This is a genomic window from Paenibacillus tengchongensis, assembly GCF_008973665.1.
GTDB lineage: Bacteria > Bacillota > Bacilli > Paenibacillales > Paenibacillaceae > Paenibacillus_AQ > Paenibacillus_AQ tengchongensis.
Window position 1 is genome coordinate 96,831 of record NZ_WACP01000014.1, and the last position, 16,070, is coordinate 112,900.

General features: G+C 52.7%; 15 protein-coding genes. 5 read left to right on the forward strand and 10 right to left on the reverse strand.

Annotated features, from left to right (window positions below; translation table 11 throughout):
• Positions 1-12 precede the first annotated feature (12 nt).
• The 5 genes from F1381_RS21720 to F1381_RS21740 all read right to left on the reverse strand — a co-directional run bounded on the left by F1381_RS21720 (position 13) and on the right by F1381_RS21740 (position 5,862).
• Positions 13-813, reverse strand: a complete 801-nt coding sequence (locus F1381_RS21720; RefSeq protein WP_151736940.1) for an ABC transporter permease subunit — start codon at positions 811-813, stop codon at positions 13-15.
• Between the two features lie 5 nt (positions 814-818).
• Complete coding sequence (locus F1381_RS21725; protein WP_151736941.1) at positions 819-1,700, reverse strand: ABC transporter ATP-binding protein; 882 nt, start codon at positions 1,698-1,700, stop codon at positions 819-821.
• Positions 1,701-1,742: 42 nt separating this feature from the next.
• A complete protein-coding gene (locus F1381_RS21730) occupies positions 1,743-2,357 on the reverse strand; it encodes a TetR/AcrR family transcriptional regulator (protein ID WP_151736942.1) in 615 nt (204 codons plus the stop codon).
• A gap of 138 nt (positions 2,358-2,495) precedes the next feature.
• The gene (locus F1381_RS21735; RefSeq protein ID WP_151736943.1) at positions 2,496-5,147 is read right to left on the reverse strand and encodes an ABC transporter permease; all 2,652 of its coding nucleotides are present in this window, start codon (positions 5,145-5,147) and stop codon (positions 2,496-2,498) included.
• A gap of 13 nt (positions 5,148-5,160) precedes the next feature.
• Positions 5,161-5,862, reverse strand: coding sequence for an ABC transporter ATP-binding protein (locus tag F1381_RS21740; protein WP_151736944.1), 702 nt, complete (start codon positions 5,860-5,862; stop codon positions 5,161-5,163).
• Between the two features lie 218 nt (positions 5,863-6,080).
• On the opposite strand from F1381_RS21740, the gene F1381_RS21745 reads away from it, so the two are divergent.
• A complete protein-coding gene (locus F1381_RS21745; RefSeq protein WP_151736945.1) occupies positions 6,081-6,317 on the forward strand; it encodes a CBS domain-containing protein in 237 nt (78 codons plus the stop codon).
• 80 nt (positions 6,318-6,397) lie between these two features.
• Here the strand turns inward: F1381_RS21745 and pdxT are convergent, their stop codons facing one another.
• Both pdxT and pdxS read right to left on the reverse strand, forming a co-directional pair.
• The gene (gene pdxT / locus F1381_RS21750; RefSeq protein WP_151736946.1) at positions 6,398-6,976 is read right to left on the reverse strand and encodes a pyridoxal 5'-phosphate synthase glutaminase subunit PdxT; all 579 of its coding nucleotides are present in this window, start codon (positions 6,974-6,976) and stop codon (positions 6,398-6,400) included.
• Positions 6,977-6,993: 17 nt separating this feature from the next.
• Entirely contained in the window at positions 6,994-7,878 is an 885-nt protein-coding gene (gene pdxS / locus F1381_RS21755; protein ID WP_222850473.1) for a pyridoxal 5'-phosphate synthase lyase subunit PdxS, read from the reverse strand.
• Positions 7,879-8,026: 148 nt separating this feature from the next.
• Between pdxS and pdxR the strand changes: the two genes are divergently transcribed.
• Both pdxR and F1381_RS21765 read left to right on the forward strand, forming a co-directional pair.
• Positions 8,027-9,481 carry a MocR-like pyridoxine biosynthesis transcription factor PdxR gene (gene pdxR / locus F1381_RS21760; RefSeq protein ID WP_151736948.1) on the forward strand — a complete coding sequence of 485 codons (1,455 nt, stop codon included), beginning with the start codon at positions 8,027-8,029 and terminating at the stop codon, positions 9,479-9,481.
• Positions 9,482-9,577: 96 nt separating this feature from the next.
• A complete protein-coding gene (locus tag F1381_RS21765) occupies positions 9,578-10,399 on the forward strand; it encodes a DUF2785 domain-containing protein (protein WP_151736949.1) in 822 nt (273 codons plus the stop codon).
• A 178-nt stretch (positions 10,400-10,577) separates the two neighbouring features.
• On the opposite strand, the gene ppsA is transcribed toward F1381_RS21765, so the two are convergent.
• The 3 genes from ppsA to F1381_RS21780 all read right to left on the reverse strand — a co-directional run bounded on the left by ppsA (position 10,578) and on the right by F1381_RS21780 (position 14,824).
• On the reverse strand, positions 10,578-13,193 hold the full coding sequence (gene ppsA, locus F1381_RS21770; protein WP_151736950.1) for a phosphoenolpyruvate synthase: 2,616 nt from the start codon (positions 13,191-13,193) through the stop codon (positions 10,578-10,580).
• A 189-nt stretch (positions 13,194-13,382) separates the two neighbouring features.
• Positions 13,383-13,964 (reverse strand): lysozyme inhibitor LprI family protein, encoded by a 582-nt coding sequence (locus F1381_RS21775; RefSeq protein ID WP_187355509.1) that lies wholly within the window; start codon positions 13,962-13,964, stop codon positions 13,383-13,385.
• A gap of 92 nt (positions 13,965-14,056) precedes the next feature.
• The gene (locus F1381_RS21780; RefSeq protein WP_151736952.1) at positions 14,057-14,824 is read right to left on the reverse strand and encodes an AIR synthase related protein; all 768 of its coding nucleotides are present in this window, start codon (positions 14,822-14,824) and stop codon (positions 14,057-14,059) included.
• A 218-nt stretch (positions 14,825-15,042) separates the two neighbouring features.
• On the opposite strand from F1381_RS21780, the gene F1381_RS21785 reads away from it, so the two are divergent.
• On the forward strand, positions 15,043-15,849 hold the full coding sequence (locus F1381_RS21785) for a DNA-binding protein (RefSeq protein WP_151736953.1): 807 nt from the start codon (positions 15,043-15,045) through the stop codon (positions 15,847-15,849).
• 13 nt (positions 15,850-15,862) lie between these two features.
• Positions 15,863-16,012 (forward strand): hypothetical protein, encoded by a 150-nt coding sequence (locus tag F1381_RS28445; RefSeq protein WP_187355510.1) that lies wholly within the window; start codon positions 15,863-15,865, stop codon positions 16,010-16,012.
• Positions 16,013-16,070: the final 58 nt, after the last annotated feature.

The window sequence follows — 16,070 nt, forward strand, 5'->3', positions numbered from 1 at the left end:
TCTGCACACCCGCTAAACGGCATGGATATCCTTCCTGACATAAATCCGGCAGGTGACTGCCACTGCAACGGCGATAAGAAGCGCTCCGGCAAACAGATACTGAATCTCATAGCCGCTATGTTCAATGATATAGATGCTGTCAAAATACTGAAAAGGTGAAAGGTAGCGTCCCGCCCCTTCCTTTGCATCTGCATTTAGCAGTGCACCGGCAATATAAAGCCCGAACACTGTACCGAGAGAAAGGGGAAGCACATTCTTCAGCCGGCTGAAGAATACGGAAACGGCCAGCCCGATGGCCAGAAAGATCATCTGGATGAACAGCAGAGGGAGATTAAGCAGCACGAACAGATGCATGCTGTAACCGGCGGCAGCAACAGCTCCGGCCAGGATGGCTGTGACTGCAAAGAACACCATATCGGTGGCGATAATTACAGTGCAGGCTGCGAGGAGCTTGGCAGTGACAATACTTATGCGGGATACAGGCTTAACCAGGAGGAAATCGGCCGTGCGCTCCCGCGACTCCCTGGACAGAATGGATGCGCCGAGGTGCATGGCCTGTATGGCTCCGCAGATTGCAATATAGACGAACACCATGGAATAGTACCCCATGAGGGAGGAAATCACGTCGAGATGAATGCCAAGCATCGCCCTGACAGATGCGGGGTAGCCCTCCAGCAGCTTTCGGAAATCCTCCGTGTCGCCCGCCACACTGGGATACAGCGACAGAAACAGCCCCGCGAGGGCAATCATAGCGGCTGCCCAGAGCATGCCGGATTTACGGAGAGACTTCAGCTCATGCCGAAATATGTTCATCCCGCTCAATCCTCCTTGACATAATAGTGCATGAAGATTTCCTCCAGATCGGGCTCCTCGACTGAGAGGTTGCGGAGCTCAACGGCGGTAATGGCTTTCATAATCGCATTGATATTCCCTTTAAAAATAAATTTAGCCGCGTTGCCGTTCACTTCGAGATGGCTTACGCCGGCGAGACTGAAATCTTCCTTGCGGATGGCCGCTGCGCTCTCCAGGCTGATCCGCTTGTAGCTGCTCTCTTGCAGAGTGCTCATCCTTTCCAGCTTGATGATTTCCCCCTCTTTAATGAAGGCTACCCTGCTGCACATTTTCTGTACTTCGCTAAGGATGTGAGACGAGAAGAATACCGTCGCGCCCTTCCGGTTCTCCTCCGCAATCAGCTCAAAAAATTTCTGCTGCATCAGCGGGTCAAGGCCGCTTGTAGGCTCATCCAGAATGATCAGCTTCGGTTCATGTAGCAAGCCCTGCACGATACCGACCTTCTTTTTGTTGCCGAACGACAGATCGTCGATTTTCTTCTTCAGGTCCAGGTCCATCATCTCCGCCAGTTCCCTGATCCGTTTCGTGCAGTCTTTCTTATAGAAGCTAGCCGAATAGTTAAGAAGATCAATAACCCGCATGTTGTCATAATAAAAGACCTCGGAGGGCAGATAACCAAGCTCTTTGCGGATTTCGGGGTGCTCGGTGCAATTCCTGCCGAAGACGGCAGCACTGCCGCTGGTCGGATAAATGAGCCCAAGCAGTGTGCGGATGGTCGTCGATTTCCCTGCACCGTTAGGCCCGATGAAGCCGAAGATTTCTCCTTCTTCCACAGCCAGATTCACATCCCTGATCCCTCTCGACTTGCCGTAATGCTTGGTCAAATGATTCAATTCTATGACGGTCATTGGCGTGCCCTCCTCATATATCCGGAATGTTATTTCTAAATCTCAGAGATATTCTTCCTTATACAGATTGGTTCTCAGCAGACGGGTACACTCATCGAACTCCCGGTAAAGCGCTTCGGGATCGATTACCTCATCGCTTGGCAGCTCGCTAACGAATCCCTCTGAGTATCTGACCAGTATTTTCATCACCAGCTTGGGGTCAACGCCGTCCTTGAATTTCGAGATGTCCAATCCGTCGAACGCAATTTGGTTCCTGAAGCCTTCACCCATGGCCAGTATGAATTGGATATCCTGCCGCACCTCCTCATCCTTCTCGAACAGAATGCTGCTCAGAAAGGAAAGAATGGCGGGATGCTTTTGCATCGCCAGGATTTTGATCATGGACACCATTTGGATCCGTTCAAAAAAATCAGTGACATCTTTATCAAATTTCTCGGTGATTGCATTCATGACAATTTGGCTGCAGAATTTAATCAAATACAGATATAATGCCTTCTTGGTTCCAAAGTAATGAAAGACCATCGCTTTCGAAATGCCGGCTGCGGCGGCAATATCACTGACTGAAGTTTTCTTGTAGCCGTTAATACTAAAGGCCTGAAGCGCGCCGTCAATGATTTGGGTTTGCTTCTCTGCCGGCAGGCTTGCGAACTTTTCCAAAAGGTCACCTCCGCTAAAAACATCAACCGAATCGGTTTATGGTGCCAGTATATTCCTCTAAACCGAATCGGTCAATGAATATTTATGAAAAGCAAAGACCCCTCCGGATTTCCGGAGGGGCCCCTGTAATCAGCACTCCTATTCCACTGATTTGAGCGCCTCGATCATATGAATCCGCTTGAGCTTCATGTGCATGAAGACCATGACAATACCGGAGAACACCATGGTCAGGAGCGCTGCGTACACGTAGCTCGGCCACTCAATGACCGGAGCGAACATGGTTGCATCGAGCTCGGCCGTCTGCAGGACGAAGCGGTGCAGCAGAATTCCGAGTCCCGAACCGCCTGCGATGCCGAGCAGGGTCAGCAGGATATTTTCCCGGTAAATGTACATCGTCACTTCGTTGTCGTAGAAGCCCAGCACCTTAATGGTCGACAGCTCGCGGATGCGCTCGGACACATTGATGTTGGTCAGATTGTAGAGGACGACAAAAGCCAGCGCCGCCGCGGACACGATTAACACAAGGGTTACGACATCCATGCTCTTCATCGTCTCGTCGAAGGCCGTGCCGACATTACTGGAGAAGCTCACTGCGGCAACGCGCTCATTCTCCGTCAGCTTCGCGCTGAACTGATCCTCCCAGGCGCGGTCCTGGGCCGTATAGTTCAGCAGCGAGGTATTGAATACCGGCTCTTTGCCGAATACCGAAGTATAGTAAGACGGTGTCATGTAAGCATAATGCAATACATAGTTCTCAGTAATTCCCGTAACATGGATGTCATAGGTGTCATTCTTGTTATCCACCAGTGTCAGAGTGTCTCCCGGCGTAAGCCCGTACAGCTTGGCGAGCTTTTCCGAGATTACAGCGCCCTCGTCCGCAAGCTGCTTCCCTTCCCCGCTGGCCCGGTCGCGCAGCTGCACATAATCGGACAAGGAACCGGCAGATTGCGGGATGAACAGATTCACATCCTGGTCGTTTACGCCCTTGGCATGGGCGGTCAGGGTCTCCTGAGCCACATCGAGCGTTCCGGTAATGGCGGATTCGCTGCCGATAAGCTGGTCATAGGATTCCTGTACTTCAGCGGAAGCGTCAGTATGCAGCGCTACCAGCGCATCGTATTTCATAATAACGCCGAACTGCTGCGGCGCGATGCTGCCGATCGAATCCTTCAGGCCGAAGCCTGTCAGAATCAGCGCGGTACAGCCAGCTACACCAAATACCGTCATGAACATCCGCTGCTTATAGCGGAACAGATTGCGTGCGGTAACCTTCTGGACAAAGCTGAGCCGTTTCCAGACTAAGGTGAACCGCTCCAGCAGAATCCGCTGCCCGCCCTTCGGTGCCTTCGGACGCATCAATACGGATGCGTTGCTGCGCAGCTCCACTCTTGCGGCAAGCCATGCTGTCAGTGTAGTGCAGACCAGCGCTACAATGATCGAGATGATCGAATACGAAGGATAAAAGCTCTTGATCAGATCCGGCAGGTTATAAAGCGAGCCGTATGCATTAAAGACAATGGCCGGCAATAGTGTAAAGCCGACGGCAAGGCCGACCGCCGAGCCCGCCAGACTGGCCAGTGTGCCATAGACCAGGAATTTGGCCATAATGTCGTTGTTGCCGTACCCCAGCGCTTTGAGTGTGCCGATCTGCAGGCGGTGCTCCTCAACCATCCGGGTCATGGTGGTCAGGCTGACCAGCGCCGCGATCAGGAAAAAGAAGACCGGGAACACGCTGGCAATGGCCGACAACCGGTCTGCATTGTCCCTGTACTCGGCATATCCCGGATTTGCGGTGCGGTCCGTGACATAGATTTTGGGGAGCTCCAGCTCAGCCAGCTGCCGTTCCCCTTCGGCCAGCTCCGCTTTCGCAGCGGCGAGCTGCTCCGCAGCCGCCGCACCGTCACCTGCCGGCGCCTGCGGCTGGCCCTGCGCGGCGAGCTGCCGGGCCGCTTCCGCCAGCTGCTGCTCAGCAGCGGCGATTTCCGCGCGGCCCTTCTCCAGCTCCGCTTCGCCTTCGGCCCGCAGGTCTGCCAGCCGTGCCTCCGGCACGCCTGCCATCGCCTGCTCCACGGCTTCGGTATGCTGCGCTACCAGGCCGTCATACTTATCACTGTAAGCTGTAACCCCCGCCGTATCCTTGAACGACAGATAAGCTTCTGTATACACCGGCCGCTTGAAATCCGCTTCCGGGATGGCGGCGAACGCATCGGCCGTACCCTTGCCGATCGTGCTGGTGCCGCGGTTGCTTTTCTCGATATACTGGGGACTCCGCACAAAGCCAACGACCGTATACTCCAGCTTCCCGAAGCTCTCCGCCAGATTGCTGTCCGTCCCGTCTCCGCTGAAGCCAACCTTATCGCCCAGCGCATACTCGCCCGCCAGCAGATCATCCAGGACGATTTCGCCGGAGTTCTCCGGCAGATGGCCGTCTATCAAGCGGTATTGGTTCAGCGGCTGGTCTGCATTATACGAGAAGACCTTAAGTATCGTGCCGTTATCGCCGGCGAATACATCTGCACTGTAGCCCGGCTGCACCTCGCCGACTTCCGGCACCTCCTTGAGGAGCGCCAGCTCATCCTCATTCAAGCCATAGGTGCTCTGCACCTTCAGGTCCATCAGCTTCGTTTCCCGGAAAAAGCTGCCCGCCGTATCCAGCATATCCGGACCGGCCGCCTTGATGCCAGAGAAGAAGCATACGCCCAGCATGATGATTGCAAAAATCGAAATAAAGCGGGCCTTGGTATGCCCGATCTCCCGAAAGATATCCTTCCACAACGCCTTTTTCTTCATTGCCCTTCGCTCCTTACCATTCGATATCGTCAACCGACACCGGCGAAGGATTGACAGTCATTTTCCGAACCTTGGCGTTGTTGATCTCAATCACCCGGTCAGCCATCGGTGCAATCGCCAGGTTGTGGGTGATGACGATCACCGTGGTGCCGGTATTGCGGCACGTATCCTGCAGCAGCTTCAGCACCTGCTTGCCGGTGTTGTAGTCGAGCGCTCCCGTCGGCTCGTCGCAGAGCAACAGCTTCGGCTGCTTGGCCAGCGCCCGGGCGATGGCGACGCGCTGCTGCTCCCCGCCGGAGAGCTGGGCCGGGAAGTTGTTCAGCCGCGCTCCCAGCCCTACGTCCTCCAGCACCTTCCGGGCATCCAGCGCACGCGGGGAAATCTGCGAGGCCAGCTCCACATTCTCCAGGGCGGTCAGATTGGGTACCAGATTATAGAACTGAAACACGAAGCCCACGTCATTGCGCCGGTAGCCGGTCAGCTCCCTGCTGCCGAACCGGGCAATATCTGTACCATCCACAATGACCTGGCCTTCGTCGGCCGAATCCATCCCGCCCAGAATATTCAGCACCGTTGATTTCCCTGCGCCGCTGGGACCGACGATCACCGCGAACTCACCCTTATTGATCTCAAAATCAATGCCGTCATTGGCGACAATGACGCTCTCGCCCATCTTGTAACGTTTGTACTCACCCTTTACCGCAACAAAGCTCATTCCTCATCCTCCTGCTTCTCTCTAGGTCCAGTCTGCAATCTACTTCACAATTAAGTGTATCATAAATAGTTCCAGGGAAAGAAATAGGAGCGCGTAACCGGCGGTGAAACCATGACGTGCAACTGGATGGTTTAAACCGATATATGCTATACTCTTCCGTAAATATTACGGGGGAGGCTGAACAATAATGGGAAGGCGATTTTACAAAAGGATTGTTTATGGAGAAAGAGAATCTGCGGGATGTCCTCTTACGGATGCAGCACACCAGAGTTCATATGGCCGCAGTTACAGATATGTCCGGAACCATTACCGGTATTGTAATGATGGAGGATCTGCTTGAGGAAATCGTCGGTAATATCCGCGATGAGTCGCTGAATGTGAATGTGCCTTCGCCTCAAGAGGGAATGAATTACTGGCTTTACACGGCCTGCACTTTGTGCAAGCTTTTCATTTAGACAGCAGAAGCCCGCGCATAGCGCGGGCTTCAGTCATTTATAGCGATGGAGAACAGCGATGAAGAATTCAGGCCTGAAGATCATTCCGGCTCCGCTTCCTTCACCATATCCAGAAAGTAACGATGGAAGCTGGTATCCTCGGTTAGCTCCGGATGGAATGAGGAGACTAACAAATGCTTCTGGCGTGCAGCCACGATCTGCCCGTCGTAGGCGGCCAGAATATCCACCTCCGGACCGGCCTCTTCAATCAGCGGGGCCCGGATAAACACGGCTTGAATTTCTTCCTGCAGCCCCTTCAGCGGCAGCTCAGCTTCAAAGCTTTCGCGCTGGCGGCCAAAGGCATTCCGCGACACTGTAATATCCATCAGTCCCAGATGCGGTTCCTCTCCCCCGCTGATCCGCTCAGCCAGAACGATCAGTCCTGCACAGCTTCCGTAGATGGGCTTCCCTGCGCCGGAGAACTGGCGAATGGCCTCGATAAATCCGTATTTGCGCATCAGCTTGCCGATGGTCGTGCTTTCTCCTCCAGGGATAATCAGGCCGTCAATGTCATTCAATTGCTCCGTTTTCTTCACGGCAATCCCGGTGCCGCCGGCAAGCTCAATGCTCCGGATATGCTCAGCTACGGCACCTTGCAGTGCCAATACACCGATATTCATGGCTATTCCCTTCTCTCTTACCAGCCGCGGTCGGACATGCGTTCTGCTGCGGTCAGTTTTGAAATCTCAATGCCTTTCATCGGGGTTCCCAGATTCTTGGAGACTTCGGCAATCAGCTTGTAATTTGTGTAGTGGGTTGTCGCCTCTACGATGGCCCGGGCAAATTTCTCAGGGCTGTCGGATTTGAAAATCCCGGAACCGACAAACACGCCGTCTGCCCCCAGGTGCATCATCAGTGCGGCATCTGCCGGTGTGGCTACACCGCCCGCCGCGAAGTTCACCACCGGAAGCTTTCCGTGCTCATGTACGTCACGCAGCAGCTCGTAAGGTACGCCCAGATTTTTAGCCTCGGCGTATAATTCGTCCTTGGACATATTCTGCACCTTGCGGATCTGGCTGTTGATCAGACGCATATGGCGGACGGCTTCCACAATATTGCCCGTTCCGGGCTCGCCTTTGGTGCGGATCATGGAAGCTCCTTCGCCAATGCGGCGCAGCGCCTCGCCCAAGTCTTTCGCACCGCATACAAAGGGCACAGTGAACTCATGCTTATCAATGTGGAATACTTCATCGGCAGGCGTCAGCACCTCGCTTTCGTCGAGGTAGTCCACGCCCAATGATTCCAGGACCTTTGCTTCCACGTAATGACCGATGCGGGCCTTGGCCATAACCGGAATCGATACCACCTTCATCACTTCTTCAATGATGGTCGGATCGGCCATACGGGCGACCCCCCCGGCAGCACGGATATCGGACGGCACCCGCTCAAGCGCCATAACGGCGGTAGCCCCTGCCGCCTCAGCAATTTTGGCCTGCTCGGCATTCATGACGTCCATGATAACGCCGCCTTTTTGCATTTCGGCCATCCCTCTTTTGACACGCTCTGTTCCCGGTTGCATGATTGTATCCTCCTATGTATTGTATTTATATTTTCCGGCTGACTCTTGTTTGCCTTAAATCTATCGCTTAGTATAAAGTGAGAACTGACAACTAAAAAGGTCCAATTATATCGATTTTCGATGTACCACTTCGGGCGGATATGGAGGTTTTATGCAATTTCATGCTGCTTACTGTTTCTATATAAACCGGGATTTCACCAAGCTGAAGGCGCTGTACCAGGCGATCCGAGACGCTATTCATGAGGGTGCTGTCGTATATGGCGAGAAGCTGCCGTCCACCAGAGAATTGGCTGCGGCGTACCATATTTCCCGCGGGATCGTCAATCAGGCCTATGATATGCTAACCTCCCAGGGCTACCTTCATTCCGAGCATGGCAGAGGCACCTTCGTTGCCTATCAATCCGATATCATTCATGATCATCAGCAAACGGTGAGATCTGATACTGAGCGCTTGTCGGCATGGGGAACCCGGATACAGCAGCTGGAACAGACAGCACACTACCATGTGGATGAAGGTGCGGCGTGGATCGACTTCAGCCGGTATCAGCCGGATTTGTCCAAATTTCCATATGATGAATGGAACAACCGGCTGTATGCAGAGGTCCGGAACCGGGAGCAATACACGGCAGCGGCAGCGGTAAGCTCATTAGGGGAGCCTAAATTACGGGAAGCGATTGCCGCCTATCTCCGCCGGATGCGGGGAATTCAAACCGATGCCGCTCATATCGCTGTGACTGCAGGCTCTATGCAGGCTATTGCCCTGCTCACCCAGTTGCTTGCCGATCCCGGAGATCACGTGGTAACCGAAAGTCCCAGTTATGTAGGGATATCGCAAGCTATTCTGGCTGCAGGTGCAAGACTGATAGAAGCCAATCTGGACGGCCAGGGACTTGTCCCGCAAGACTGGCAAGCCCGGATGCTGTTTGTTACGCCGTCACGCCAATTTCCTACCGGTGAGATGCTGAGCCTTGAACGCAGACAGACCTTGCTGGATTGGGCGCACCGTCAGGATGCCATCATTGTCGAGGATGATTATGACAGTGAGTTCCGTTACCGCGGAATGCATGTCGAGCCGTTAAAGACTCTAGATAAAGAAGGACGCGTAATCTACCTCGGCAGCTTCACAAAGACCTTGCCCTTTGAAGTTCGGCTGGGATATGTCGTCCTCCCTCCTGCCTTGGCAGAGCCTTTTCAAAAAGCTCAGGCCTTGTATGAGCCCCGGCCGGTCAATCTGATCGAGCAAAGGGCGCTTGCTGAATTCATGGCCAGCGGGCAATATGAACGGCATCTGCGCAGGATGAACCGTCTGTACAGCCGGAAATTTCAGGTTTTACTCCAGCTTCTGAAGCAGGAGCTGTCCGCATGGCTCGACTGGGTGGAGAATGACGCGGGCCTGCATGTATTTGGCTGGTGGCGGGGAGATGCCGCCTCCTATGAGGCGTTCCAGGCATCCGCCAGGTCAGAAGGTGTGCTTTTCTCGGAAGTCAGCAGTTCATCCGCGCTCGGCACGAAGTATGGGATCTACTTATCTTTTGCCCACTTGTCCGATGCTCAGCTGCAGGAGGGCGTATCCCGATTAGTGAAAGCCGCCGGCGCAGCCCCGTGACCAGATATTAATCACTGCATTATTTATGAATTGTAAGCTATAGTGTTTCTGCTTATATCCAGCTGTTCCGACTAATTCCAAGCAGGAGCGTGTAGCATGAATTTAAAACAAAAACTGATTGAAATTAAAGAAAATGATTACCAGGCACCTCCCGGGGCCTTTGGCTTAGTCCAGGAAATGATTGAGAATATCGGTTCTCCGGACGCAGAGCTGCGGGATGAGCTTATTTATACAACATTAACCCATTGGATTCCCGGCAATACGTTAACGGACGACGAACTTAAACAGATGATTCCGGTAGTATTGGACAAGAACCATTTGCTGTTTAAGGTTGGTGAAACCGGTACAGACTCTGTTTTCACCAGGGCTTTTTCATCGCTGGTCATTCCACTTCTTCTTATAAGACACAGAGAATCACCGTATCTCTCCAGAGAGCAGGTTCATCAGATCAAAGCGGGCGTATTCTCCAATGTTCGGGGAGAGCGGGATTATAGGGGATACGATGATGAAAAAGGCTGGGCTCATGCCGTAGCTCATGCAGCAGATGCTTTAGACGATTTGGCCCTGTGCGCTGAACTGGATGCAAATGACCTATTAACGATCCTTAATTTGGTTCAAGAGAAGATGACCATAACAGAACGGGTGTACACCGACGGGGAAGATGAACGGATGGTGTGTTCCATCATGAGTGTGTTGAAACGGAAGATACTGGATGAGGCGGATATTGTGCGATGGATTCAAAGCTTCGGTGAAGTAGAAAAGAACCCGGAATATATACCTGCCTTCCGGCAAAAGATTAATATCAAAAACTTCCTGAAGAGTTTATATTTCCGGGTTAAATATAATGATGCTGACGTCGAGCTCTGCCCGGTTATCGAGAAAACCCTGTATAAGATAGAAAAAGTATACTATTCCTGATCGCAGTAAAAAAAGGCTGCCAAGAATCTCTCGGCAGCCTTCTGACTCTTACCCTTAACAAGCGCGGGCCGGCTTAGCCGTTCGGTCAGGCAGATCAGAACAAGTCCGATAATGACTACGGCCGCGACCTGAATCAGAGTTAATACGCCCGAAGGAGTCAGTGTGGCGAATGTGCAATCTATAATATTTCTACATACCCTTCAGTGCCATTCACGCGAATGCGCTGACCGTCTTGGATCAATCGGGTGGCGTTCTCGACGCCGACGACAGCCGGAAGGCCGTATTCACGCGCAATGACGGCCCCGTGGGTCATCAGGCCGCCGACTTCGGTGACCAGTCCTTGAATGGATACGAACAGCGGCGTCCAGCTTGGATCTGTGAAAGAAGTCACCAATATGTCCTCTTCGCCCAGATCAGCGTCCTCCATGTTCATTAGGACACGCGCCCGGCCCTCGATCACTCCGGATGAAACGGCCAACCCTGCGAGGGCTCCGGACGGGAGATGATCCCGTTTGTACTTTCCGGCTATAATTTCGCCTTCGGAAGTCATTACGCGCGGCGGAGTCAGCTTCGCATAATGTTTGTACTCTTCCCTGCGTGCGCTGATGATCCGGTAATCCAGCTTGCGGGTGCTAACGGCTTCCCGGAGCTCTTCAAAGGTCAGGTAATAGATATCTTCCCGCTCTTTGATAACGCCGTCTTGGACAAGCCGGGCCGCTTCTTTCAATAATGCTTGCTTATACACAAAATAGCGGTTGACCATTCCGTATTTCGGATATTCCCGGTACCCGCTGAAATTGCGGATCAGGCCGATCATCCGCCCGGTGTCTTTGGCTTTCTGCTCACCGTCTGGCAACAGCTTCAACCGCTCCAGCAGCTCCTGTTCTTTCCGCAACGCCTCCTGCAGTCCCTGCGCGAATTTGCGTTCGCCGGCCTTGGGCCCAAAGTTCTTGATATTGTTAAGAATCAGGGGGATCAGCATCGCGGGCTGCTCGATCCAGCGCGTTCGGGTCAGATCGATTTCTCCCGGACACCGCATGCCATATTTCCGGAGATAACCTTGGATCGCGTCCCGGGCTTCCTGCCCCCCCTCAAGCTGAAGCAGTTCTTCCAAGAAGCAGTCATCCTTCGTCTGCTGTAAATAGGCAACAACCTCCGGGTAAGGACGGATAACATCCGCTACATCCATCAATGCCAATCCCATTTCCGAAGTAATGTTGCCCGGTACGGATTGAGCCAGCGTATCCGCAGCATTCTTCTCGCCTAACCACAGGTTTATGTTCCCGTTGATCCATGAGGCAGCATCCATAGCAGCCATAATGACGGCTGAGCTTTGCGGGGCGAATAAAATGCTCTTCAATTCCTGCAGATCCTCAAGGATAAATGCAAATACCTCGGGTCCGGTCTTCGTCTGAATGTTCTCCTTCAATTGTTCTATCGAAGCTTCACTGCGCTTGATTAACCCGGTGACGATGGCCGGATCAGGCTCCATCAGCGCTTCTGCACCGTCAGGCGGCAATCCTTCAGGGGCTTTGCCGGGCCCTTGTGCTGTCTCAGCCTCCGGCAGTAATGGAACAAAATCTCCCCGTTCAATAATGGCCGTAAGCGCGTCTTTAATCAGCGGATCGGATGGTCCCAGCGTGTTCAGCAGCCGTTCTCTGCCTGCAGGTGTAGCCAGAATGGGCGCAACATCCACGAACAGCCTTCCGCCTGCTATACGCATGCGCGCCGGAGTCGTTAACAGATAAAAGGAAAGCCCCAGCGGCTTGATGGGGTCGGTCATCATTTGCTGGTGACCGACAGATACATATACATGGTTATCCTGGTCATCTGCTTCAGGGACCGGGAACAAGGTCGTAATCGGCCGGCTCTGGACCATGTAAAAGCTGTCACCGGCCAGACACCATTCGATATCCTGCGGGCAGCCGAAATGAGCTTCGATCTTGCGCCCGAGGCGGGCCAGCTGCAGGATTTGCCCGTCGGACAGCGTCTGTGCGTTCTGCAGGGCGGGCTCGACTGCAGCAGTCACTGTTCCCCCTTCTTGCCGGGGATTGATAGTCAGATGTTTAGCCGCTATCCTCTTGTCGGTGATGGCATCCTCCCTGACTTTATAACAATCGGCCGACACCAGGCCGGAGACCAGTGCCTCGCCCAGTCCATAACCGGCATCAATCGAAAGCACCTTCCGGTGTGATGAAACCGGATCGGCGGTAAACATAATGCCCGAAGCCTGCGGAAAGACCATTTTTTGTACAATCACCGATAAATAGACTTGACTGTGCCCAAACCCGTTGTGCTGCCGGTAGATAACCGCGCGGTCCGTGAATAATGAAGCCCAGCATTTACGGATGTGCTGCAGGATGGATTCTCTGCCGATGATATTCAGGTAGCTGTCCTGTTGTCCGGCAAAAGAGGCCGATGGCAAATCCTCAGCAGTCGCACTGGAGCGTACAGCATACGCCTGTTCCTCTCCCAGCAGGGAAAGATAGTAATGAACGGATTCTTCAACCTCGGCAGGGATCTCCGTTTGCAGAATGAGCTGTCGCAGCTTGCCGCTGATCACGCCGATTGCTTCGCGGTCTTCTGCTTTCAGTCCGGTTAGCTGAGCCATCAGTGCATGAACCGCTGCATTTTGCCCGACTGCCTTCCGGTATCCAGCGGTAGTAACGCAGAACCCTTCGGGCACTTGTATGCCCCGGATTCCGGCTAACTCCGCTAAATTCACCCCTTTTCCGCCAACCTGTTGCAGCTCCGTACGGGTCATTTCCTGAAAACCGAGCACCCAATTCGCCATGCCTATCTCTCCTTAGATTCAACTGAAAAAACATTTGACAAGAAATCGATCAGCATGCTACAATTAAAATGTAAGATAAGATATCTTTGTCTATTTCAATAAAATATAGTTGCGATCCGATTATAACATCGTGTTCGTTGACATGCAATATGCAAGAACCTGATCGATAGATCAGGTTCTTGTTGTTTCTTATTCCATATACATCTCCACTAGCTCATAGCATCTGTCCTTAGTGACGCCTGCCAGTACTGATGCATGCTCCAGCGGCTGCATCGTGCCCCCTTCGAATTTCAGCGCTGCTTCTTCGGCGGTATGATCTCTGTAGGTAATCCAATCTAACTGCTTTTCCTTCAGCTCCGCCATTTCGCTCTCGGGCAACCGTCTCTTCAGTTCGGCGTAAATCTGGTTTAGAGCTTCATCCCAGCGTGCATATTCTTCACCCGCAGCTTCAATCATGGATGCTGTGGAGCCTGCTCTCAAGTCTTGCAGGTCACTGAGGCCCGCTTCGACAGCGTTCAGCTTGTCGAGATATTCCTGCTTGGTGCCGGAAGCCGCGGGCGGCTCATCGGTGGCAGGAGAAGCAGCTGGCGCTGCGGTCGCCTGCTGCGCCGGTTCCGGCGAGGCCGACGCAGGCGATGTAGGTGCCGGTGCTGCAGTCTCTTGCGCACTCTGGCTTGGACCGGCAGAACCGGTGTTATTGGCCGCGTCAGTTCCGCAGCCGGCAAGTGCCAAGCCGCAAACCATAAGCATAAATAGAAGTGATTGTCTCATATCTGTCCTCATCTCCTCTACTGTATTTGCCGTGATGTCAGCATGGTCTTCCCTGCTTCAGACGAATCGGACAGCCGGATTGTTGCCCCCGCTTAGTTGTTAATTACCCGCAAATGACCGATGAGCTCTAACTTGCATCCGACATGGGCTTGAATGTGCGCAAGCGCCCTCTCTGGCGCAGAGAAGATTACCGCCGTCGCCGGTCCCCCCGACGCATTCAGCTTATCCGCATTTCCCGGACTAGCCTGGAAGCGCAAGCCGTTCAGCTCTGCGAGGAGTTGGGCCTCATAGCCGGCTCCTTTCGAGCCGACCGGATGAATCTCATGCACCTCAGACATTCCCGTGAGCAGTTGTAGCTGGCGGATGCTGCATTGCCTGTCCGGGTGCTGCATTACAGCTTCCCCGACTAACGGCTCTCCCAGCATCACCATACAGTCTCCGGAAGTTGAGCGCTTTAGCTTCAGCCCCTTTTCGCCGGCTTCTCCGATCACTGTAATCCCGATACCGGTCTGGCAGGAAACGAAATTCTCTTCCGTGCTGCCGTTCACATGAGCCGCTGTGAGACCGGCTTCGTTAAGCAGTTGTTCAATTCCCCGAATAATCGCCTCTCCTGTCGGCTTGCTCTCCACGGCCAAGGTATCCACAACGGTAAGTACGTCTGCACCCACCGACAGCACCTCCATTACCGCTACCCTGGCTGTGTAATAACCGACAATCTCCGGTGTTGTCTGTACAGCATCCATGGGCTTGTTCCCGATTCCTGCGCTTGAATCGCAGGCTATAACCAGGGAACGGCTTCCTCCTCTGTTTACGATCGTAAGATCGCGAATTTTGTAAACGGATGATTTCATGGCTTTCATGGATTATAATCCTCCTGCCGGATTTGACTCTACAAGTCAGTATGCTTGCTGCAATTATTTAAGATCAATTCTATACATAAAATTTCTATTTATCGTGACAATGCTCACATACGGATAATGTTAAATATTAAATAATAAACATTAGAAGTGCATAATTTAGCATATGATGGAAGAGTATGAAGCGTTGTTTGTCACTATTGGCGAGAGGATGGATCTATTTGGAGTTAGATCTAAACGGGATCAACGCTGATTCATTGGTTCAGATGCTGCGGGCATCCTTTACACTGGAGAACTGGGACGGAATTCTGCAAATTGCCGATCGTTTGCTCTGCGAGGTTAATCGTTTCTACAGCATTATCCAGTATGAACATGCTAACGGGCAACGGGTAAGCACCTTCGGTTTAAACCGGAGCATCGTGTATTACTTCGGGTACAGTATGTGTTTGAAGGGCATTGCCCTTGAGAAATTAGGCCGTTATGTCGAAGCGAGAGAATGTATTTCCAGGTATGGGGAACTCGGTTGGATCAAGGATATCGATGAGGACAGCCACGCCGAGGTTGAGTATTACCGTGAAATTGCCAGAGCCAACCAATATGTGATTGAACTGAAAGAAGGAAATACCGCCATTCTTCCCGATTATCTGGCGCTCCTGAGACATAACGATGAGGAGGTCTTGCCGGGAATCATCTACATTCTGGAGTCTGCAATCAAGCATGAATACAATGTGGACGATATCTTAAATGAGTTCAAAGACCGGATCATGGCCATGGATCAGCAGAACGAAACGAAGAGAAATATCCGGTATTATATAGATTACATTTATTTGGTAGCCAAATATTTTTCCTTAAACGGAAAGATATATGAAGCTATAGACAATCTTCTGCTTGCTTTGTCAACGTCGGTTAGGATGAAAGACGATACAGGGTTCCGCAAGTCAGCGGCTCTATTCGAGAAACTCCGCAACCAGGCAACCTCCGGACAGCGGGACAAGTATCTGGGCTTGATGCAAGAAATCATTGACTAGGGAGGAAATCGAAATGAAGAGAAAAGTGTTTGCCTTTATCCTGATTGTTACCACTCTGGTAAGTGTCAATGCTGCAGTCGTCAGTGCTGACGGCGGATCCGCCCGGGCAGCTGCAGATGTTAGCGGCAGCGTCGTGCCGCTGTTTCATGGAGTTGACCATTAATTGCATGAAGACCGGACAAGCCTCTGCGGCCGCAGAGGCTTGCTTGTATTCGCCCGGA